Source organism: Paraburkholderia sp. BL6669N2 (assembly GCF_003387275.1).
Classification (GTDB): domain Bacteria; phylum Pseudomonadota; class Gammaproteobacteria; order Burkholderiales; family Burkholderiaceae; genus Paraburkholderia.
Genome location: NZ_QUNA01000001.1, coordinates 4,636,974 through 4,657,116, shown reverse-complemented (window position 1 = coordinate 4,657,116; position 20,143 = coordinate 4,636,974). Strand labels below are relative to the sequence as shown.

The following is a 20,143-nucleotide window of genomic DNA, read 5'->3' as shown; positions in this document are numbered from 1 at the left end:
GGGTTACGTTCAGCGGCTGACACGCAGCCCTTTTACACCATTTCAGAATACTTTCACACAGGTGATGGGCGCGGCGCGACTTATACTGCACCCTTTTGCGCCACACACGCTCATGTCCCGGCCCATCCCGATCCGATCTTCCGCCATCGTTCGACGCGCGAGACGACTGTGGCGCCAATACGGCGTCTTCTGGCTCGGTGCGATCGCAGTCGGGCTGACCGCGGTGCTGTACGCAAGGCTGATCGACTGGGGCTACAACGAGTTTCGCTCCGTGCAGCAACGCCATGTGTGGGCACCGCTGATCATTACCCCCGCGGTCGCGGCGCTCGCCGTCTGGCTCACGCGCAAGTTCTTCCGCGGCGCCGAAGGCAGCGGCATTCCGCAGGTCATCGCCACCCTTCACTCCCGGACGAGCGAATACGGGTCACGGCTGCTCACCTTCCGGATTCTGTTCGGCAAGATCGTCGTGTCGTTTCTGGCGATTCTCGGCGGCCTCACAATCGGCCGCGAGGGACCGACCGTGCAGGTCGGCGCCGCCTTGATGTTCAATCTGCGGCGGCTGTATCCCCGCTCGAACGCGCTGATAGAACGGCAACTCGTGCTGGCCGGCGCGGCGGCGGGCTTGTCCGCGGCGTTCAACACGCCGCTCGCCGGTATCGTGTTCGCGATCGAGGAATTGACGCGCAGTTTCGAGGCGCGCGCGAGCGGCGTGCTGATTACCGCGATTATCATCGCCGGCGTGATCGCGCTCGGCTTGAATGGCAACTACACCTATTTCGGCACCATCCAGATCGGCGCGCACTTTCCCAATGTGCTGGCGCTCGCGGTGTTGCTTACGGCGATCGTCACGGGCCTTGCGGGCGGTTTGTTCGGCTGGCTCCTCCTGAATACCGCGCGCTGGATTCCGGCGCCGCTGCGGCAGTTGCACAGCGAGCGGCCGGTCGCGTTCGCCGCGGTGTGCGGTTTCGTGATCGCGGTGGTCGGACTGATTTCGGGCGGCACGACCTTCGGCAGCGGCTACGCCGAAGCGCGCGGTTTGCTCGACGGCCATGCGCAGTTGTCGGTGTTTTATCCGTTCATGAAGATGATTTCGATGGTCGGCTCCTATTTGCCGGGCATTCCAGGCGGCATCTTCGCGCCGTCGCTGTCGATCGGCGCGGGCTTCGGCGATCTGCTGCACCGGGTGTTCGACTCGATGGACCTGCCGATGCTGATCGCGCTCGGCATGGTCGGCTACCTGGCCGCCGTCACGCAGTCGCCGATTACGTCGTTCGTGATCGTGATGGAGATGATCAACGGCCACGCTTTGGTGATCTCGCTGATGGCCACCGCGTTGATTTCGAGCCGCGTGTCGCGTCTCTTTGCGCCGCCTCTGTATGAGTCGCTGGCCGCGCGCTATATGACGCCGTTGCCGCAACCCGTGCCCGCGCCGACGCCGGAAGTGCCCGAGGTCGAAGCGCCCGGGCAGCCCGTTGCGCAAGTCGACGGTGAGCCGCCCGTTGACGACGCCAACGGCGGCGCACCGCGTCAGTAGACGACGACGGCCGGTGCGCGCAGATACATCGGCCGAGCCGGCACGACGACGCAGCCGGCCAGCATGACCGCCAGCACGGCGATCAGAAGCAGATTCTTTTTCATCACAGGGTTTCCTGAAGCGCGCGCGGGCGAGCGCTACGCCGAACGCGCGGCGCGGTGCATGCATTTGTCCGTGCTTGTCGAAACGGAAGGGATGGCATGCGCGGCACTCGCCGCGCCGTGCATGCCGAAGCACATGGCGTTACGCCCAGTGGCCTTCAACCCAGTGATAATTCGGGCCGTGCGCGACCCAGTGGCCCGGCACCCAGTGATAGCCGACACGCTCGGCTTGCCAGTGACCGCCGATCCACACATAGCGGCCGTGATCCCAACGCCAATGACCGTGATCCCACACGTAGCCGACGCGCGACGCGGGCACTGCTTCGTAGCGCACCGGCGGCGGCGCGGACGGCGCGATCACGACGACTTCCGCGGCCGAAGCCGATGCCACGGCGGCTGCGCCGGCGGCGATCAATACGGTGTTGGCAAGCAGCAAACGAAAGGTCTTGTTCATGTTATCCCTCTGTAGATAGGCGCCGAAGGCGGCGTTATCCATTTAATGCGCGAGGGGACGCAGCGGCTGACCGTGGGCGTGTAACGCCACACGCCGAAGTGCAACGGATTATTTCGACGCACCGCTGACGCGCGCGAGAACGCCCATGCATGCCCATGCGCACGAACACAGAAGAAAGTGGGAGCAACGAAAAAACGAAGAGGCACAACGGAGCGGCGCACTCGCGCGCCGCCCTGCATCACGTCATCTCGACGCAACGCAGCGAAGCGCGCAGCACGTCATAAGAAACCGGCCGCGAGACGGAACAGACCTTTGAACGATCAGGCCTGCGGTATTTCGATCTTGACCTCGAGCACTTCAAGATCGTCCTGACGTTCGAGGCTCACGCGAATATCGTCATGAGAAATCTTCACGTACTTCGAGATCACGGCCACCAGTTCGCGTTGCAACGCAGGCAGGTAATCGGCAGGCGCATGGCCGCCGGCGCGCTCATGCGCGATGATCAACTGCAGGCGTTCCTTCGCTACCGACGCGGACTTCTTCTTCTCGCCCAGCAAAAACGAAAGAATCGACATTACGTGCGCTCCCCTTACTTGGTGCCGAAGAGGCGCTGCAGCAGCCCGGGCTTCTGGTAATCGGTAAAGCGAAGCGACTTCTGCTCGCCGAGGAAACGCGACACGACGTCTTTATAGGCTTCGGCTACATCCGTACCGTCCAGATGCACCGCCGGCAAGCCCTGGTTCGATGCGTGCAGCACCGCTTCCGATTCCGGAATCACGCCGATCAGGTCGATGCGCAGAATTTCCTGGATATCGGTCAGCGACAGCATTTCGCCTTCGCTGACGCGCTTCGGGTTGTAGCGGGTGATCAGCAGATGTTCCTTGATCGGCTCCTTGCCCTCGATCGCGCGTTTGGTCTTCGACGACAGAATGCCGAGGATGCGGTCCGAGTCGCGCACCGACGAGACTTCCGGATTCGTCACGATCAGTGCTTCGTCGGCGAAATGCATGGCGAGCAGCGCGCCCGATTCGATACCGGCCGGCGAATCGCACACGATGAATTCGAAGTCCATCGCGATCAGGTCGTTGATGACCTTCTCGACGCCTTCCATGGTCAGCGCGTCTTTGTCACGCGTTTGCGAGGCCGGCAGGATGAACAGGTTCTCGCACTTCTTGTCCTTGATGAGCGCCTGGTTCAGATTGGCTTCGCCCTGGATCACATTGATCAGGTCGTACACCACGCGGCGTTCACAACCCATGATGAGGTCGAGGTTACGCAGGCCGACGTCGAAGTCGATCACGGCGGTTTTGCTGCCACGCAGAGCGAGGGCTGATGCAAAACTCGCGCTCGTGGTCGTCTTGCCCACGCCACCCTTGCCCGAAGTCACCACAATGATTTTTGCCATTACCCTTACCTTGTGTTCGTCAAATTCGTCAATTATGTGCGGCCATATTTGCCGTGAAACGCCGCGTGCATCAGCTTGACCGACGCGGCGCGCTTCACGTCGCTTAGGTGAGCCGCAGCGGTTCGATCATCAACTTTTCTTCTTCGAGCCAGATCTGCACCGGCTTGCCGAGCACGTCGGCCGGCAAAGGGTTCTCAGTCGTTCGATAGATGCCTGCGATCGAGATGAGTTCCGGCTCGAGACACGTGCAGAAAATGCGCGCGTCGTGATTGCCCTGCACGCCGGCCAAAGCCCGGCCGCGCAGCGGCGCGTAAATATGGATGTTGCCTTCCGCGATCACTTCCGCGCCGTAGCTCACGAGGCCGAGCACGACCAGGTCGCCCTTGGCGTAAATGCGCTGACCGGAGCGCAGCGGCTTGTCGACCACCATGGTTTGCGACGACGTGGCCAGACGCACCGGCTCCGCGGCGGGCGCGGGCTCGACGGCCGCGGCCGTGGCCGGCGTGCCGTTCTCCGGCGCGGCGGCGGCGAGTTCGAACAGATCGGAAGGCGGCGTGGCCGTCGCGGCGGTGACAGCCGGCGTGGCTGCGGCAGCACTGTCTTCGTCTGCGGATTTGGGAGCGTTAGCGGCGCCACGGCGGTCACGCGCTTCGAGCAGCGGCAGCTGCGACTCCGCCGCCCACGCCTGCTGCGGGTTGGCGACCACGCCAACGGGGCGCATGCGTACGCTGTCGAGTAGTTGCGCGATGTCGGCGAGCGGCACACGTTCGTTCTCGGCGAGACGGCGCACGTCGATCGCGACGACGTCGTTAGCGAAAAATTCGGGGGTCGCCTCGAAGCGCCGGGTCAGTTCGGCACGCATGGCGTCGAGGTCGGTTGTCTTGACCACGAACAGGAGCGTGTCGACAGAGCCGCTGCGAAGTTCGAAAAAGGGCGATTTCTTGGGCGACATAGCGTTCGGCAAAAAATTTTGCGTATTTTACAGGCGTCGACGCGCGCGGCCAGCTTTTTCGCCGGGAGAACGGGCCGCCGCCATCACGACGCGCTCCCGCACCGGCAACGCGACGGCCTTGCAGCGGACGTTCAGGCCGCGCATCGCGCCGACAAACTGGCGACCGACGCTGAAGAGACGCGGAGGGGAATCGAGCGGCAGACTGTCGCGCCGCTCGCGAGATCACTGCTGAAACACCTGGGACGTGGTCGGCACGTGGCGCACCAGCAGGCTTTCCGCCTGGTCCGGTGCTCGCGTGACGCGACGGTGCTCGCCGGTCGGGCCGAAGCCGAGCGCCTCGTAAAAGCGCATGGCATTGCGGTTGGCGTCGGCGACCCACGCGTAGATTTCCGTGGCGCCTTCGTTCGCGAGCCAGGCAGCGGCCGAGTCGACCAGCAGCTCGCCGCCGCGCAGATGACGCACGGCCGGCGCCACCCACAGTTCGCAAACGAATGCGCGGCGCGCCGCGGTATCGTCGAAGTACGCTTCGATCAGTCCCGCCGGATGGCCCTCGGTGTAGAGAATGAAGGTGGTGGAGGTGAAGGAAACCGCATGATCCGCGGCGGTGGCGTCGAAACTGGCGGCGTCGGCCGACAACGCGTCCTCAAGCGTGGCGCCGAAGGCATACGGTGCCTCCCGCAGCGACGCAGTACGGAGTTCGCGGAAAACAGCGCCCTGATCAGCGGCGATACGGCGAACGGTCAATGACGGACTCATGCAGACGAAAACCCCTTGAAACCCTAAGGCGTAGCTTTAACCGAACCGGCGCGAGAGTCAAATCATTCTTTACCGGAACAGGGTATGCGCCGCAGGAACTCCCCTCGGGAAGCGACATACGGAGCGTATCCCGACTCAGCAGCACGTTGCGCGCCCAGCTCCGGCACAAGTGGCCGGACGCGGTACGCGCCACGCAGGGTCATGGCGCTTCGTAGCTACCGGTGCCGTCCGGCCACGGTGTCAGGAGTTCGTAGCCGTCGTCGGTGACGGCGATCATGTGTTCCCATTGCGCCGACAGCGAACGGTCCTTGGTGACCACGGTCCAGCCGTCGCGCTGCACCGCGGTGCCGGCGCGGCCAGCGTTGATCATCGGCTCGATCGTGAAGACCATGCCCGGCTTCAGACGCACGCCCTGCCCCGGCTGGCCGTAGTGCAGCACTTGAGGATCTTCGTGGTAGACCTTGCCGATGCCGTGCCCGCAATAGTCGCGCACGATCGAGAAGCCGTCGCGCTGCGCCACCTTCTGAATCGCATGGCCCACGTCGCCGAGCGTGGCGCCCGGCTTCACTTCGCGGATGCCGGCGAGCATCGCTTCATAGGTCGTGTCGACCAGCTCGCGCGCCACCGTGCTCGGCTGGCCGACGCAATACATGCGGCTCGTATCGCCGAAGTAGCCGTCCTTGATGATGGCGACGTCGATATTGATGATGTCGCCGTCTTTCAGGATCTCGGCGCGATTCGGGATGCCGTGGCACACCACCGAGTTGACCGAGGTGCACACCGTCTTCGGAAAACCCAGATAGCCGACATTTGCCGGAATCGACTTTTGCGTATTGACAATGTAGTCGTTGCACAGTGCGTCCAGCTCGTCGGTGGAGACGCCGGCCTTGACGTGCTCGCCGATCATCGCCAGCACATCGGCCGCGAGGCGGCCGGAAATGCGCAGCCTGGCGATGTCGTCGGGAGTCTTGTAGGTAATAGCCATGAATTCGGTCGATATGGGTCGAATGGAAGGTCGATGTTCAATCGATCGGCCAATTGTACAGAGGATCGCCGCCGATCCTCCGCGAGCCGCGCCAAACTTGCCGGACGAAGCGATCCGCGGCGATGTTGGGCGGCATGCTCGACCGGCTCCTCACATGCAGCGCGCTTCATGCTGCACACGCGAACAGAAATCTTTTGCGGGGTTTGCATCTAGCCGAGTATTCGCCCCGTAAAGGCGAATGAGGACTCGCTCTTCTCCCTCGATCATTTAGTTCTTCTCAGAAGAACGGAGGCCTCTTTGCGTCCGCGATTTTGCGTCTTTGCAGCGCGAGAGCAACGGCTGTCCCCGCGTGTGCGCCGCAAGTCCGCGGTATCGGCAGCGAACCATTTGAGGAGCATCGCCATGTCGGAGTCCAGCACTAAATCAGCATCCCTTATTGATGCATTCGATCGACGCGCCACGCGCCGCCTGCAACGCAGACAGTTCTTTCGCAACGCCGGCGGCCTGAGTCTGGGACTTGTCGGCGGCACGCTGATCAGCGCGTGCGGCGGGGGCGGCTCGGTTTCGAACGTGTCGGCCCAGAGTGCACCGACCGACGCGGAAATCCTGAATTTCGCGCTGAATCTGGAATACCTCGAATCGCAGTTCTATACGTACGCGACGACCGGCGCCGGGCTCGCCGCGAGAATGACGGCCGGCGTCGGCACGACGGGCACGGTGATTCCGGGGCAGCAAGTGCCCTTTCAGGATCCGGTGGTGAAGGCATACGCCAACGAGATCGCCAACGACGAGCGCGAGCACGTCACCTTCCTGCGCAGCGCGTTGGGTTCGGCAGCGGTTGCCATGCCGGCAATCGACATCGGCGGCACGGATCCGAACGGCGCGTTTTCGAACGCGGCGCGCGCCGCCGGCCTCGTGCCAGCCGGCACCCCGTTCAATCCGTATGCGAACGACAACAACTTCCTGCTCGGCGCCTACATCTTCGAGGACGTCGGCGTAACGGCTTATAAAGGCGCCTCGCCGCTCATCACCAACAAGACGTTCCTCGAAGCGGCGGCCGGCATTCTCGCGGCCGAGGCGTATCACGCCGGGTTGGTGCGCACGGTGCTGTACTCGAAAGGTATCGACATGACCGGTCTCGTCACGGCCGCCAACGCGATTTCGGCCGCACGTAACAGCCTCGATCATAACGGCCACGACGATCAGGGCATCACCGGCGCGACCGCCGGCACGTCCAACATCGTGCCGCTGGACAGCAATGGGCTCGCATTCAGCCGCAACTACAGCAACGTCCTCAACATCGTCTATCTGACGAGTTCGGCGGCGACCAAGGGCGGTTTCTTCCCGAACGGCGTGAACGGTTCGCTGAATATGAGCGCCTGAGCTGCGTTACGCGTTGTGTCAGTTGCACCGGCAACGAGGCGCCGTGCCGATGATCGCGCTCGTGTGGTTCACCTCGCGCGGCGATCTGATGGGCCGCTACCGGAATCGTCGCGCCACAACCCTCGCGGCGATCCTCGGCACGGTGGTCGTGCTGGCGCTCAATCTCATTCTGCTGCTGCAAGCGGCCGGGATTTCGCCGTGGCCGTCGTTTCATGCCGCGTGAGCCGGCCGGATCATAGCGCGACCTGCATCCGCTCGCGGGGTTGGCGCGTACATTGTTCGAACGCATCTCTTCGGACGGATTCGACTCCCATGCCTCGACGCCTGCTCACCTTGACCGCCACGCTGGCGCTCGCCGCCCTCGGCGGCTGCAGCGCGGCCGGCGTGCTGAACGCCGCCGTATCGCACAAGCAGTTCCGCGCCGAAAACGGCCTTGCTTACGGCAACGCGCCGCGCCAGAAGCTCGACGTCTACGTGCCCGCCGCCGGCGCGCCGCCAGCCGCTTCTTCGCACCGCCGTCCGATCGTGGTGTTCTTCTACGGCGGCAGTTGGCAGAACGGTTCGCGCAGCAACTATCTGTTCGTCGGCGCGGCGTTAGCCTCGCGCGGCTTCGTTGCCGTGCTGCCCGACTATCGGACGTGGCCCGACACGGCGTTCCCCGGCTTCGTCGACGACGCGGCCACAGCCGTGCGCTGGGCACGCGACCATGCGGCCGAGTTCGGCGGCGACCCGTCGCGAATCTTTTTGATGGGACACTCCGCGGGCGCGCACATCGTGATGCTGCTGGCCACCGATGGCCGCTATCTCGCCGCGCAGCAGATGAGCAAAACCGATATCAGCGGCGTGATCGGCCTGGCTGGCCCGTATGATTTTCTGCCCTTGCACGACGCGACGCTCGAGGAAATTTTCCCGCGTGCATTGCGTGCCGCAAGTCAGCCGATCAACTTTGTCACCGGCGACGAGCCGCCGATGTTCCTCGCCGCCGGCGAGCGCGATACGACCGTCGATCCGGGCAACACGGACCGGCTCGCGGCAAAACTGCGTGCGTCGGGCGACGCGGATGTCGAAGTGAAGCACTATCCGCGCGTCGGGCATGCGCTGCTGGTGGGCGCGTTTGCCGGGCCGTTGCGCGGCTTTGCGCCGGTGCTCGACGATGCGAGCGCGTTTATCGACGCGCAGGCGAACAATGAAGCGCGGCGTTCGCGTGGCGGCGCCGCACGCGGTGATGCGCAATCGTCGCCGGCCTCTTTCGATGCACAGGGCAACGTTTATCAATTGCGTCGGCAGCGCGCGAAGGCCACCGCTGCGCCGGGTGACAATGCGGCATCCATAGGAGCGCCCGCCACCGGCTCCGATTGCGAGAAGCAGAGCAACCGGGGCGTCAACGAATAGCGCCGCTGCAACCCGCCACGAACTAACGCTCCATACCCAGCAACTGCTTGCGCAAAGTAGGCGCACGCGTCGAAGGATCGAGCCAGATGCCGAAGAATGCGCGCGCGAAGGCGAGATCGTCGAACTCGCCGGTCATGCGCTCGCCGGCATAAAAACGCACGCCCTTGTCCGGCAGATACACCGCGCTTAACTGGTCGCCGGGACCGACATCCACGAAGGCCTGCAGCATGTCCGCGCGCCAGCGTTCCAGCGTGTCGGCCGGAATCGGCGCGCCCGCCAGACGCTCGATCTCGCTGATGCCGGTGTCCGCGAGGCGCTCGCGTCTGATGCCGCGCGCGTACACGATATGCAACGCGAAACGGGCGTCGTAATCGACCGGCACGCGTTCGCTCCACATCTGCGCGCGATAGAGCCGGAAGCCCAGCACGCTGAAATCGCCTTCGCCGACGAGTTGCGCGGACTCGACGTCGCCGCGCCAGTCGGCGAAAGCGGCGCTCGCCCAGAAGATCAGCGCGAGAGCGACGAACGCGCGCACGTCAGTCCGCCTTCGAGAGCACGAACTGCATCACGTCCGTGCGTCCTTCGTCGAAGCCCGCTTCGCAATACGCCAGATACAGCCGCCACGTGCGCACGAAAATCTCATCGAAGCCCCGCACGCGGATCGTATCGAGTTGGGCTTCGAATGCGCCGCGCCAGCGGCGCAAGGTCTCCGCGTAATCGCGGCCGAACGCCAGCGACGTGCGCGCCGTGAGCTTGCCGCGCCGCGCGGCTTGCGTGAAACGTTGCGGGCTCGGCAACATGCCGCCAGGAAAAATGAACTCGCGAATGAAGTCGCTGGTCGCGCGATAAGCGGCAAAGTGCGACTCGTCGATCGTGATGGTTTGCACTAGCGCGCGAGCGCCCGGTCGCAGACGTTCGCGCAGAATCTGGAAGTACGTCGGCCAGAATCGTTCGCCGACGGCCTCGAACATTTCAATCGATACGACGGCATCGTACTGACCGGTCAGGCTGCGATAGTCGCGCAGTTCGAGTTGCACGCGCTGTCTCAGGCCTGCTTCGTTCACACGCTGCCGGGCGAATTCGAGTTGCGCCGGTGAGATCGTCACGCCATGCACGTGGATGCCCAGACGCGCCGCGTGCAACGCAAAAGCGCCCCATCCGCAGCCGATTTCCAGAATGTGCATGCCTTCGCGCAAACCAAGCGTATCGATGATGCGTTGATACTTCGCGTGCTGCGCGTCTTCGAGCGATTGATGGAAATTGCCGTCGAACACCGCACTCGAATAGGTGAAAGTCGCGTCGAGCCACTGCGCGTAAAACGCGTTGCCGATGTCGTAGTGCGCGTGAATGTTGCGCCGGCTGCCTGAACGTGTGTTCGGCCTCAGCTTATGACGCAGTCCGTACCAGAGCTGCGCGAGCCAGCCGCCATACACCGTGCGTTGCAGCACGCGCTCGTTGCGGATCGCGACGCGCAGCAGCGCGGCCAGATCGGGCGTATCGACCCAGAAAGAGCGCCATGCGTCCGCGAAACCAATATCGCCTTTGCGCAGAATCGCGCCGCACGCGCGCCAGTCACGCATCTCCAGACGCGCACCGGGCGCCGCGTGCGGATCGCCGAACACGCGCTGCTGACCGTCGGGCGTGATGAGGATCAGATGCCCCACCTGGATCCGCTCGAGCAAGGACAGAAACAGACGGCCTGACGCGGGGGCGGTTTGGTGCCCGCTCAGGGTTCTTGAAAGCGCCATGACTGAATCTCCTCAATCGGACGAAACGGGGCGCGCGGCGGCGGATGGTTTGGCGGCTGCGGCGTGGTCGCTGGACGCGTCGTCGGTGCGGGCCAGCGCGGAATTTTTGCCGTGGAACGGCGTTTTCTTGAGAGCAAGGCGCGCGGCCTGCCAGTGGATTCTGGCGACGACGCCCACGGTGAGGAGCGGCTGACGCAGCAGCGCGGCGAACGCGGCCGCGCGCGTGAGCGGCGTCAGGCGGCCGCCGAGTGCGGTGCGGATCAGCAGACCGTCGGCGTCGTGATAGTCGATGGAGACCGACACGCTACCGGGCGCTTCAGTGACGCGAAAGGTGTAGCCGCCTTCCACACGGCAAAACGGCGACACGTGCAGCACTTTGCGGCACATGAGCCGCGTGCTTGCCGTGATCGGCGCGTTGCCGTCTGCGCTGAGCAGATAGCTGTGGCGCTCGCCGAATGTATTGCGCACTTCGGCCAGTAGGGCGCGCAACCGGCCGTCGCGGTCGTGGCAGTACCAGAAACTGATCGGGTTGAACACATAGCCGAACACGCGTGGAAAAGCCTGTAGCCAGATACGGCCGTTCGCTTCTTCAATGCCCGCGGCTGATAGTTGCTCGCGCATCCATGTGGCGAGATCGCTGCCGTCGCGCGGACCGTGGTCGCGTCGATACAGACTGAGCGGCCGCCAGCGGTCGATGCCGAACCAGCCGCTATCGAGCGAGGCCAGCCGATCCAGATCGCATCGCACGTAAAACACGGGATACGTGAAGCGATGATGGTTCGGGCGCAGACGTTCGTGCATCACCTTGCCGGTCAGCAGCCAGCCTGCTGGATCAGCGCCGGCATTGTCGCTCGACGGATTCATAGCCTGGCCCATGCCGGCGATGCATTGAAATCGGCGGCGACCCGTAGCGCCGATTTCAGACCATCTTCATGAAAACCGTAGCCTGTCCACGCGCCCGCGAACCATGTGCGGCGCTTGCCTTGCAGTGAAGGCAGACGGTGCTGCGCGTCGATGGCGGCCAGATCGAACAGCGGATGGTCGTAGACGAAGCGGCGCAGTTCGGTGCCCGGCGCCGGCTGGGTGACCGGGTTGAGCGTGACGACGAGCGGCGTCCTGAACGGCAACGGCTGCAACTGATTGACCAGATAACTGACGCACACTGGATGCGTGCCGTCGACACTGCGGCTGCCCAGATAATTCCACGCCGACCACACGCGCTGACGACGCGGCAGCAGATTCGTATCCGTGTGCAGCACCGCGACGTTCGGTTGATAGCGCACGGCGGCCAGCACGCCGCGTTCGTCATGATCGGCGTCTTCCAGCAGGCGCAGCGTGGTCGGCGCGTGAGTGGCGAGCACCAGCGCGTCGAAGCGCTCGGTGCCGTGGTCGGTGAACACGTCGACACCGTCGGCGTCGCGCCGCACGCCGCACACTGCCGTGCCGATGCGGACATCGTCGAGCGTGCTGGTTAGACGCTTCACATACTCGCGGCCGCCGCCGACCACGGTCCGCCACTGCGGCCGGCGATTCACTTGCAGCAGTGCGTGGTTCAGGCAGAAGCGCAGGAAAGTCGTGGCCGGGAACGCGAGGATGTCGGCGGTAGCGCTCGACCAGATCGCGGCGGCCATCGGCAGCAAATATTGTCGCTGGAACGCGCCGCCGTAGCCGCCTTCCGTCAGCAGTTCGCCCATCGACGCGCGCGTTTCAATCGCCAGTTCGAGGTTGCGTTGCGCGCTGCCGTTAAACCGCATGATGTCGCGCAGCATGCCGATGAAGGTCGGTGAAAACAGGTTGCGGCGCTGCGCGAACACCGTGTTCAGACTGGTGCCGGCCCATTCGAGACGGCCTTCGTCGAGCGAGACCGAGAAGGTCATGTCGCTCGGATGCGACTGCACGCCGAGTTCGGCGAACAGCGCGATCAGGTTCGGATAGGTGCGGTCGTTGAACACCAGGAAGCCGGTGTCGACGGGATGCGTGTGGCCGTCGAGCGTGACATCCACTGTGTTGGTGTGGCCGCCCAGATAGCCGGCCGATTCGAACAGCGTGACCCGATGATTGCGCGCCAGCAGATACGCGCTGGCCAAACCCGAAATGCCGGCGCCGATGACCGCGACCCGCGAGCCGCGCGGTAGTGGTGAGGTCGGTGCGGAATGGGGCATGGGCGCGTCTCCTCGAGCTGGGGACACGCGGTGAATTCAAGAGGTGTGCGGGGGTTGCGGTCCTTGAGGGGATTTACGCAGCGCGGATCTCTTTGGATGCAGCAAGCGGGAATTGTGCTGAGGCTGGCAGGTGACTGCTTTGAGGTGACTGCTTTGTTCGACGACGAGTCCGAAGTCGCGTTGCTTCAAAGCAAAAACCCCACAGAACGTTCGCTCTGCGGGGTTTTTAAATTTGGCGGAAAGGGTGGGATTCGAACCCACGGTACGGGAAAACCGTACGCCTGATTTCGAGTCAGGTACATTCGACCACTCTGCCACCTTTCCGGGTCTACTGAATCACGTTGACTACCGCCTCATCAGTACCAAGCGGGTCGATTGCTTGGGAGAAAAAGATTATAAAACAGCCTATTTCGGTTTGCCAAGCCCCTTGACCCAAAAAAACTTCAGAAGCGCCCGGCACGCCGTACATGTCTCGATGCAACATCAGCACAGTATCGACGCGATTACGATCCCGTCGCTCAGGGAGCCGCTCAACCAGCCGCCACTTCCAGTCGTTCAATGCCGCCCAGATACGGACGCAACGCAACCGGCACGGTGACCGACCCATCGGCGTTCTGGAAGTTCTCGAGCACCGCCACGAGCGTGCGGCCGACGGCCAGGCCCGAGCCGTTCAGCGTGTGCACCAGCTCCGGCTTGCCCTGCGCATTGCGATAACGCGCGTGCATGCGACGCGCCTGGAACGACTCCGTGTTCGAGCAACTCGAGATTTCGCGATAGGTATTCTGCGCCGGCACCCACACTTCCAGGTCGTACGTCTTGGCCGCCGAGAAGCCCATGTCGCCCGTGCACAGCGTGATCACGCGATATGGCAATTCCAGCTTCTGCAGGATCGTCTCAGCGTGGCCGACCATCTCCTCCAGCGCGGCGTACGACGTTTCCGGCGCGACGATCTGCACCATCTCGACCTTGTCGAACTGATGCTGGCGAATCAGACCGCGCGTGTCGCGGCCATATGAGCCCGCTTCCGAGCGGAAGCACGGCGAATGCGCGGTCAGCTTGACCGGCAGCGCATCCGCTTCGAGGATGCTGTCGCGCACCGTGTTCGTCAGCGAAATCTCCGACGTGGAGATCAGATACTGCGTGACCGTGTTTTCGTCGCCGCCCTTTTCGACGCGGAACATGTCGTCGGCAAATTTGGGCAACTGGCCGGTGCCGTACAGGATTTCCGGATTCACGATGTAGGGCGTGTAAACCTCCGTATAGCCGTGCTGCTGCGTGTGCGTGTCGATCATGAACTGCGCGAGCGCGCGATGCAGCCGCGCAATCTGGCCGCGCAACATCGTAAAGCGAGCGCCCGAGAGCTTCGCGCCGGTCTCGAAGTCGAGCCCGAGCGGTGTGCCGACATCGACGTGATCCTTCACCTCGAAATCGAACTGGCGCGGCGTGCCCCAGCGCCGCACTTCGACGTTGCCGGTTTCGTCCTCGCCCACCGGCACGCTTTCATGCGGCAGATTCGGCACGCCCTGGAGCAGTTCCGACAGACGCTTCTGGATGTCGTCGAGCTTCGCCGCCGATGCCTTCATCTCGTCGCCGATACCGCCCACTTCGGCCATCACCGCCGAGGTGTCCTCGCCCTTGCCTTTCATCGCGCCGATCTGCTTCGACAGGCTGTTGCGGCGCGCCTGCATCTCTTCGGTACGGGTCTGGGTATCGCGGCGTTCCGCTTCGAGCGCGGCGAAGGCCGCCACGTCGAGGGTATAGCCGCGGTCGGCGAGGCGCTTGGCGACGCCGTCGAGGTCTTTGCGCAGCAGCTGAGTGTCGAGCATGGGATGGGGCGGGTATTCGTTGTATGAAGGTGGGATTTTAGCGCACCGGCGCGGGCGGCCGGTGCGTTAGATCGTCGGCGTGTGCGGAATGCCGACACGGCGCGCGCTACGGCACAGAACGAGGCGAACGGCGAGGCATGAAACAACGCGTACATCGAAGCACAAAGCGAGGCGCGAAACCGCGCGCAAAGCGAGCCGGAGCGCAAGAGGCGCTCGAAAACATCAGCCCTTCTTCGGCTTGTTCTCGCTTCGCCACTGCGCATCGAGTTCGGCCAGACGAGCCATCTTGTCGCCGATTTTGCCTTCGAGACCGCGCGGCGTCGGCTCGTACCAGTGTGGATCGCGCATGTTGTCCGGCAGGTAGGTTTCACCGGCCGCGTAGGCATCGGGTTCGTCGTGCGCGTAGCGGTACTCGTGACCGTAGCCGAGTTCCTTCATCAGCTTGGTCGGCGCGTTGCGCAGATGCACCGGCACGCCGCGCGACTGGTCCTTGCTCACGAAACGCCGCGCCTCGTTATACGCGTTGTATCCGGCATTCGACTTCGGCGCGACCGCCAGATAGATGATTGCCTGCGCCAACGCCAGTTCACCCTCGGGTGTGCCCAGGCGCTCATAGGTTTCGGCGGCGTCGAGCGCGATGCGCGCGGCGCGCGGATCGGCGAGGCCGATGTCTTCCCACGCCATGCGCACGATGCGGCGCGCCAGATAACGCGGGTCCGCGCCGCCGTCGAGCATGCGGCAGAACCAGTACAACGCGCCGTCCGGGCTGCTGCCGCGCACCGATTTATGCAGCGCGCTGATCTGGTCGTAAAATGCGTCGCCGCCTTTGTCGAAGCGGCGCAGATTTTCGGCGAGCGCGCTGCCCAGCAGCGCACCGTCGATTTCGGTGGTCTTTTGCTGCGCCGCCGCCCGCGCGACGATTTCGAGGTTGTTCAAGAGCTTGCGGCCGTCGCCGTCGGCGGAGCCGATCAGCGCGTCGCGGGCTTCGTCGGTGAACGTGAGGCCGCCGAGTTCCTGCTGCGCGCGTTCGAGCAACTCGCGCTGCTCATCGTCGGTCAGGCTTTTCAGCACGTAGACGGCGGCACGCGAGAGCAATGCGCTATTCACCTCGAACGACGGATTCTCGGTCGTCGCGCCGACGAACACGAACAACCCAGACTCGACGTGCGGCAAGAACGCGTCTTGCTGGCTCTTGTTGAAGCGATGCACTTCGTCGACGAACACGAGCGTCTGATGCCCGTTCGCGCGATGAATCTGCGCGGTCTCGACCGCCTCGCGGATATCCTTCACACCCGAGAGCACGGCGGACAGCGCGATAAACTCCGCGTGAAACGCATCGGCCATGAGCCGGGCGAGCGTGGTTTTGCCGACGCCGGGCGGGCCCCAGAGGATCATCGAATGGGCTTCGCCGGATTCGAACGCGACCCGCAGCGGCTTGTTCGGGCCGAGCAGATGCTTCTGGCCGATCACTTCGTCGATATTGCGGGGCCGCAGGCGTTCGGCGAGCGGAACATTGGCACGGGTTTCTTCAAACATGACGTTTTGGGGATAATCTCGGCTTTTCCGGACGCGGTCCGTGTGAAGGCGGCGTACTGCCGGTGAGCCACGCCAGCACGCGAAAGTGCGGGCAACGTCCTGCATTATGACAGTGACGGCGCCCGGGCAAGAATCGCCCGGCTCCCGAACGAACACACGCGGCGCGCCGGGAACGACTCGCGCGGTCGCAATCCGGCAACGGTTGAAGCAATTGGAAGATCGAGCGGACAGGGCAGGCAACGCATGACCTGACCGCGGACATAACAGCAGACACAAGCGTCGACACAACTTCGCAGCTAGATTGGCAACTGAGTCGGCAAAAAGGTTGCAAATAAGTCGGCAAGCACTATCAACAGGGACAAGACCAGATGGCACAAGATCCACTCACCGGCGACGCCGGTTCCACCTACGCACCGCTCACGCCGGTGCCCGACGCGCGCCGCGCGTTCCGCACCGGCGACGCCTTCGCGCTCTGGTTCTCGCTCGGCATCGGCCTGCTGGTCGCGCAGGCGGGCGCGCTGCTGGTGCCGGGACTGTCGCTGCCGCATGCGTTGCTGGCTATCGTGATCGGCAGCGTAATCGGCGTGGTGCTGCTGGCGCTGGCCGGCGTGATCGGCACGGATACGGGGCTCGCGGCCATGTCGTCGCTGCGGCCGACGCTCGGCGTGCGCGGCGCGTCGGTGCCGGCCGTGCTGAACGCGGTGCAACTGGTCGGCTGGGGCTCGTTCGAGGTGATCGTGATGCGCGATTCCGCCGACGCGCTCGCCAGGCAGGCCTTCGGCCTTTCCATGCCGCTCATCTGGACGGTGATCTTCGGCTTGCTCGCGACGCTGCTGGCGATCAGCGGCCCGCTCTCGTTCGTACGGCGCTTTCTGCGCACGTGGGGCATCTGGCTGCTGCTCGCGGGCGCGGCGTGGCTCACGTGGAATCTGCTCGCCAAGCACGATCTGGCCGCGCTGATGCGCCGCCCCGGCACCGGTGAGATGTCGTTCGGCGGCGCGATCGATCTGGTGGTGGCCATGCCGCTCTCATGGCTGCCGCTGATCGCCGACTACACGCGTTTCGGCCGGAAGCCCGGCGAAACCTTCCGCGGCACGCTGATTGGTTACGGCATCGCCAACATCTGGTTTTACGCACTCGGTGCGATCTACGGCCTCGCGGCGGGCGGCGGCGACACGCTGTTGACCGGCGCGCTGGCGCAAGCGGGCGGCGGCCTCGCGCTGCTGCTGATCCTGATCGATGAAGTCGACAACGCTTTCGCTGACATCCACTCGGCGGCGGTGTCGACCGGCACGTTCTGGACGCGCGGCAGCGTACCCATGTTGTCGGCGGCGTTCGGCGCGCTGTGCACGCTGATCGCCCTTGCCGTGCCAATGGCGAAGTATCAGAACTTCCTGCTGCTGATCGGCTCGGTGTTCGCGCCGCTGTTCGGCGTGGTGCTGGTGGATCACTTCATCGTGCGCAAGCGCCGTATCGAAGTTGCCGCGCTCGCCGACGTGCGCGGCCGCTATGGCTTCTCGGGCGGCTGGCATCTGAGCGCGTTCCTCGCGTGGGCGATCGGCATCGTCGCGTATCAGGTGATCAATCAATGGCTGCCAAATCTTGGCGCGACCTTGCCGGCGCTGGTGATCGGCGCGGTGTGCTATCTGGTGTTCGTGTCGGCGCGCAAGACGGCGTATGCGTGAGGCTCATATGAGCTAGCGTCTGCGTCAGATAAAACGCAAAAAGGCCTGCAAATGCAGGCCTTTTCTTATCGCTCGAATCGTTTTAGCGTGTGGACGCCCGATACTCGACGCCCGGCAGCACGCACAGCAACTCGAACGCGAGGTTCGCGCCGAGCAGCGCGGTCGTGCCGAACGGATCGTAAGGCGGCGCGACCTCGACCAGATCGCAGCCGACGATATTCAGCCCACGCGAGCCGCGAATGATTTCCAGCGCCTGCGGCACCGTCAAACCGGCGATTTCCGGCGTGCCCGTGCCCGGCGCGAAAGCCGGATCGATCCCGTCGATGTCGAACGTGATGTACACCGGACCGTCGCCCATGCGCTCGCGAATGCGCGCCATCAACGGCACGAGCGACTGGTTCCAGCACGCCTCGGCCTGCACCACTTCAAAACCCTGATCGCGGCACCAGTCGAAGTCTTCCGCCGCGTAACCCGTGCCGCGCAAGCCGATCTGCACGACACGGTCGCAATCGAGCAAGCCCTCTTCCACCGCGCGGCGGAACGGCGTGCCGTGCGCGATCTTCTCGCCCATCATGGTGTCGTTGACGTCGGCGTGCGCGTCGACGTGAATCAGGCCGACCTTGCCGTGCTTGCGATGAATCGCGCGCAGGATCGGCAACGCGATGGTGTGATCGCCGCCCAGCGTGATCGGCTTGCAATCGTGCTGAAGAATTTCGTCGTAGGCGGTTTCGATGCGCTTGATCGAATCGTGCAGGTTATACGGATTGATCGCGACGTCGCCGAGGTCGGCCACGCGCAGCGAATCGAACGGCGCGGCGCGCGTCGCCATGTTGTACGGACGCAGCAGCACGGATTCGCTGCGGATCTGGCGCGGCCCGAAGCGCGCGCCGGTGCGGTTCGAGGTGCCGAGATCGAACGGCACGCCGACGAAGCAGGCGTCGAAGCCTTCGGCCGAGCCGACGTTTGGCAGCCGCATCATCGTCGCGATGCCGCCGCAGCGGGGCATCGCGTTGCCGGACAGCGGCTGCGGCCGTTCGCCGGCTTCTGGGGAAATGAAGGAAGAGGGATTCATCGTGTCTCGGCAATGAAAAGGGGGCAGCAAGCAAAAACATGCGGACCGGCCGGGGAGAAGCAACAGAACCGCACCTTGCCGGGCGAATCTCGATTCTTGAGCAGTTTTCCAGAAGTTAAAATACCGACGGAATAAACTTCACATTGATCTTCAGCGATGTATCCTGACGTATGTTCTCCCAACTCACCGATCTCGACCTGCGGCTGATCCGCGTTTTTCTTGCCATTGTCGATGCGGGCGGCGTTTCCCCGGCCCAGGCGACGCTCAACGTCGGCCAGTCGACCATCAGCACGCAACTCGCCACGCTGGAAACCCGCCTTGGCTACCGGCTGTGCGAGCGCGGTCGCGGCGGCTTCAGCCTGACCGCGCGCGGCGAGCAGTTCATCGACGCGGCGCGCGCCCTGCTGTCAGCCGTCGATACCTTCGGCATGCAGGCGCGCAACGTCGGCCGCAAGCTGGTCGGCACGCTCGATATAGGCATGATAGGCCACACGCCGGTGTCGGCGAGCGCGCGCATCAGCGACGCGATCGGCCGGTTCCGGGCGCGCGATCAGTCCGTGCGATTTTCGATTCTGGTGCGCTCGCCGGGCGAACTCGAAGAACTGCTGCTCAATGGGCGGATTCAGATCGGCATCGGCTATTTCTGGCATCGCGTGCCGTCGCTCGAATACACCGAGGTGTTCGCGGAAGATCAGTTCGCCTACTGCGCGAAAGGGCATCCGTTGTTCGCTCAGGCCGGTGACGTGCCGCCCGCGGAGGCCGCGCAGCATGAATGGGCGTGGCGCAGCTATCCGCTGCCCGAAGCCGAGAGTTCGACCACGCCACAGAACGTCACCGCAGTCGCGGACAACATGGAAGCGGTCGCGATGCTGGTGCTCTCCGGGCATCATCTCGGCTATCTGCCGGGGCATTTCGCCGCGTCGTTCGTCAAGCAAGGGTTGCTCGCCGCGCTGAACCCGGCGCAGATGCGTTATCGCGTCGCGTTTCACATGGTCACACGTGCGCGGCAGCATCGCACGGATATCGTCGAAGCGTTTATCGACGATATGAAGGCCGCGCATCCGGCGCAGGTTCTGGAAGTGGACGAATAACCCGCGCGATAAAAAAGCCACGGCATGCCATGGCTTTTTAACGATCGCACGCCAACTGCGT

At 64.0% G+C, this 20,143-nt stretch carries 19 protein-coding genes and 1 tRNA gene; 6 read left to right on the top strand and 14 right to left on the bottom strand.

The genetic code is table 11. The features are described 5' to 3' along the window. Positions 1 to 112: 112 nt before the first annotated feature. Complete coding sequence (locus tag B0G80_RS21030; protein ID WP_116119266.1) at positions 113 to 1,534, top strand: chloride channel protein; 1,422 nt, start codon at positions 113 to 115, stop codon at positions 1,532 to 1,534. A gap of 243 nt (positions 1,535 to 1,777) precedes the next feature. Here B0G80_RS21030 and B0G80_RS21025 read toward each other — a convergent pair whose 3' ends face one another. The 6 genes from B0G80_RS21025 to map all read right to left on the bottom strand — a co-directional run bounded on the left by B0G80_RS21025 (position 1,778) and on the right by map (position 6,187). Further along, positions 1,778 to 2,089 carry a YXWGXW repeat-containing protein gene (locus B0G80_RS21025; protein ID WP_106280436.1) on the bottom strand — a complete coding sequence of 104 codons (312 nt, stop codon included), beginning with the start codon at positions 2,087 to 2,089 and terminating at the stop codon, positions 1,778 to 1,780. 320 nt (positions 2,090 to 2,409) lie between these two features. Then, positions 2,410 to 2,664 carry a cell division topological specificity factor MinE gene (gene minE / locus B0G80_RS21020; RefSeq protein WP_012432104.1) on the bottom strand — a complete coding sequence of 85 codons (255 nt, stop codon included), beginning with the start codon at positions 2,662 to 2,664 and terminating at the stop codon, positions 2,410 to 2,412. Between the two features lie 14 nt (positions 2,665 to 2,678). Continuing rightward, positions 2,679 to 3,494, bottom strand: coding sequence for a septum site-determining protein MinD (minD, locus tag B0G80_RS21015; RefSeq protein ID WP_006048490.1), 816 nt, complete (start codon positions 3,492 to 3,494; stop codon positions 2,679 to 2,681). 103 nt (positions 3,495 to 3,597) lie between these two features. Further along, positions 3,598 to 4,446 carry a septum site-determining protein MinC gene (gene minC, locus B0G80_RS21010; protein WP_116119265.1) on the bottom strand — a complete coding sequence of 283 codons (849 nt, stop codon included), beginning with the start codon at positions 4,444 to 4,446 and terminating at the stop codon, positions 3,598 to 3,600. Between the two features lie 222 nt (positions 4,447 to 4,668). Continuing rightward, positions 4,669 to 5,202: a GNAT family N-acetyltransferase gene (locus tag B0G80_RS21005; RefSeq protein WP_106279978.1), complete on the bottom strand. Its 534-nt coding sequence runs from the start codon at positions 5,200 to 5,202 to the stop codon at positions 4,669 to 4,671. Between the two features lie 199 nt (positions 5,203 to 5,401). Next, positions 5,402 to 6,187, bottom strand: a complete 786-nt coding sequence (map, locus tag B0G80_RS21000) for a type I methionyl aminopeptidase (protein ID WP_116119264.1) — start codon at positions 6,185 to 6,187, stop codon at positions 5,402 to 5,404. A 402-nt stretch (positions 6,188 to 6,589) separates the two neighbouring features. On the opposite strand from map, the gene B0G80_RS20995 reads away from it, so the two are divergent. From B0G80_RS20995 to B0G80_RS20985, 3 genes are all read left to right on the top strand, one after another. After that, a complete protein-coding gene (locus tag B0G80_RS20995) occupies positions 6,590 to 7,570 on the top strand; it encodes a ferritin-like domain-containing protein (protein WP_116119263.1) in 981 nt (326 codons plus the stop codon). Between the two features lie 43 nt (positions 7,571 to 7,613). Beyond that, positions 7,614 to 7,793 (top strand): hypothetical protein, encoded by a 180-nt coding sequence (locus B0G80_RS20990; protein ID WP_258878936.1) that lies wholly within the window; start codon positions 7,614 to 7,616, stop codon positions 7,791 to 7,793. An 89-nt stretch (positions 7,794 to 7,882) separates the two neighbouring features. Then, complete coding sequence (locus B0G80_RS20985) at positions 7,883 to 8,962, top strand: alpha/beta hydrolase (RefSeq protein ID WP_116119262.1); 1,080 nt, start codon at positions 7,883 to 7,885, stop codon at positions 8,960 to 8,962. A gap of 22 nt (positions 8,963 to 8,984) precedes the next feature. Here B0G80_RS20985 and B0G80_RS20980 read toward each other — a convergent pair whose 3' ends face one another. The 7 genes from B0G80_RS20980 to B0G80_RS20950 form a co-directional block, all read right to left on the bottom strand. Further along, entirely contained in the window at positions 8,985 to 9,497 is a 513-nt protein-coding gene (locus tag B0G80_RS20980; RefSeq protein ID WP_116119261.1) for a chalcone isomerase family protein, read from the bottom strand. 1 nt (position 9,498) lies between these two features. Beyond that, positions 9,499 to 10,710, bottom strand: coding sequence for a cyclopropane-fatty-acyl-phospholipid synthase family protein (locus B0G80_RS20975; RefSeq protein WP_116119260.1), 1,212 nt, complete (start codon positions 10,708 to 10,710; stop codon positions 9,499 to 9,501). A 12-nt stretch (positions 10,711 to 10,722) separates the two neighbouring features. Then, positions 10,723 to 11,586, bottom strand: a complete 864-nt coding sequence (locus B0G80_RS20970; RefSeq protein ID WP_258878935.1) for a DUF1365 domain-containing protein — start codon at positions 11,584 to 11,586, stop codon at positions 10,723 to 10,725. Beyond that, a complete protein-coding gene (locus tag B0G80_RS20965; RefSeq protein WP_116119259.1) occupies positions 11,571 to 12,872 on the bottom strand; it encodes an NAD(P)/FAD-dependent oxidoreductase in 1,302 nt (433 codons plus the stop codon). The genes B0G80_RS20970 and B0G80_RS20965 overlap by 16 nt, the downstream gene beginning before the upstream one ends. A 233-nt stretch (positions 12,873 to 13,105) precedes the next feature. After that, positions 13,106 to 13,196: transfer RNA gene (locus B0G80_RS20960), tRNA-Ser, on the bottom strand. 206 nt (positions 13,197 to 13,402) lie between these two features. After that, entirely contained in the window at positions 13,403 to 14,698 is a 1,296-nt protein-coding gene (gene serS, locus B0G80_RS20955; protein ID WP_106279962.1) for a serine--tRNA ligase, read from the bottom strand. Between the two features lie 222 nt (positions 14,699 to 14,920). After that, positions 14,921 to 16,234, bottom strand: a complete 1,314-nt coding sequence (locus B0G80_RS20950; protein WP_106279960.1) for a replication-associated recombination protein A — start codon at positions 16,232 to 16,234, stop codon at positions 14,921 to 14,923. 368 nt (positions 16,235 to 16,602) lie between these two features. Between B0G80_RS20950 and cytX the strand changes: the two genes are divergently transcribed. Beyond that, positions 16,603 to 17,919 carry a putative hydroxymethylpyrimidine transporter CytX gene (gene cytX, locus B0G80_RS20945; protein WP_106279958.1) on the top strand — a complete coding sequence of 439 codons (1,317 nt, stop codon included), beginning with the start codon at positions 16,603 to 16,605 and terminating at the stop codon, positions 17,917 to 17,919. Between the two features lie 82 nt (positions 17,920 to 18,001). Here the strand turns inward: cytX and speB are convergent, their stop codons facing one another. Beyond that, entirely contained in the window at positions 18,002 to 18,991 is a 990-nt protein-coding gene (speB, locus tag B0G80_RS20940; RefSeq protein WP_106279956.1) for an agmatinase, read from the bottom strand. A gap of 170 nt (positions 18,992 to 19,161) precedes the next feature. Here speB and B0G80_RS20935 point away from each other — a divergent pair, with 170 nt between their 5' ends. Beyond that, complete coding sequence (locus B0G80_RS20935; protein WP_116119258.1) at positions 19,162 to 20,082, top strand: LysR family transcriptional regulator; 921 nt, start codon at positions 19,162 to 19,164, stop codon at positions 20,080 to 20,082. The last annotated feature ends 61 nt before the right edge of the window (positions 20,083 to 20,143 follow it).

Excerpts from the sequence above, each read along its gene's own strand:
- minD (WP_006048490.1), bottom strand. The coding sequence starts at position 3,494 with ATGGCAAAAATCATTGTGGTGACTTCGGGCAAGGGTGGCGTGGGCAAG.
- B0G80_RS21005 (WP_106279978.1), bottom strand. The coding sequence starts at position 5,202 with ATGAGTCCGTCATTGACCGTTCGCCGTATCGCCGCTGATCAGGGCGCT.
- minE (WP_012432104.1), bottom strand. The coding sequence starts at position 2,664 with ATGTCGATTCTTTCGTTTTTGCTGGGCGAGAAGAAGAAGTCCGCGTCG.
- speB (WP_106279956.1), bottom strand. The coding sequence starts at position 18,991 with ATGAATCCCTCTTCCTTCATTTCCCCAGAAGCCGGCGAACGGCCGCAG.
- B0G80_RS20995 (WP_116119263.1), top strand. The coding sequence starts at position 6,590 with ATGTCGGAGTCCAGCACTAAATCAGCATCCCTTATTGATGCATTCGAT.
- B0G80_RS20965 (WP_116119259.1), bottom strand. The coding sequence starts at position 12,872 with ATGCCCCATTCCGCACCGACCTCACCACTACCGCGCGGCTCGCGGGTC.
- B0G80_RS21030 (WP_116119266.1), top strand. The coding sequence starts at position 113 with ATGTCCCGGCCCATCCCGATCCGATCTTCCGCCATCGTTCGACGCGCG.
- serS (WP_106279962.1), bottom strand. The coding sequence starts at position 14,698 with ATGCTCGACACTCAGCTGCTGCGCAAAGACCTCGACGGCGTCGCCAAG.
- B0G80_RS21025 (WP_106280436.1), bottom strand. The coding sequence starts at position 2,089 with ATGAACAAGACCTTTCGTTTGCTGCTTGCCAACACCGTATTGATCGCC.
- B0G80_RS20950 (WP_106279960.1), bottom strand. The coding sequence starts at position 16,234 with ATGTTTGAAGAAACCCGTGCCAATGTTCCGCTCGCCGAACGCCTGCGG.
- cytX (WP_106279958.1), top strand. The coding sequence starts at position 16,603 with ATGGCACAAGATCCACTCACCGGCGACGCCGGTTCCACCTACGCACCG.
- B0G80_RS20935 (WP_116119258.1), top strand. The coding sequence starts at position 19,162 with ATGTTCTCCCAACTCACCGATCTCGACCTGCGGCTGATCCGCGTTTTT.
- B0G80_RS20975 (WP_116119260.1), bottom strand. The coding sequence starts at position 10,710 with ATGGCGCTTTCAAGAACCCTGAGCGGGCACCAAACCGCCCCCGCGTCA.
- map (WP_116119264.1), bottom strand. The coding sequence starts at position 6,187 with ATGGCTATTACCTACAAGACTCCCGACGACATCGCCAGGCTGCGCATT.
- B0G80_RS20985 (WP_116119262.1), top strand. The coding sequence starts at position 7,883 with ATGCCTCGACGCCTGCTCACCTTGACCGCCACGCTGGCGCTCGCCGCC.
- minC (WP_116119265.1), bottom strand. The coding sequence starts at position 4,446 with ATGTCGCCCAAGAAATCGCCCTTTTTCGAACTTCGCAGCGGCTCTGTC.
- B0G80_RS20970 (WP_258878935.1), bottom strand. The coding sequence starts at position 11,586 with ATGGGCCAGGCTATGAATCCGTCGAGCGACAATGCCGGCGCTGATCCA.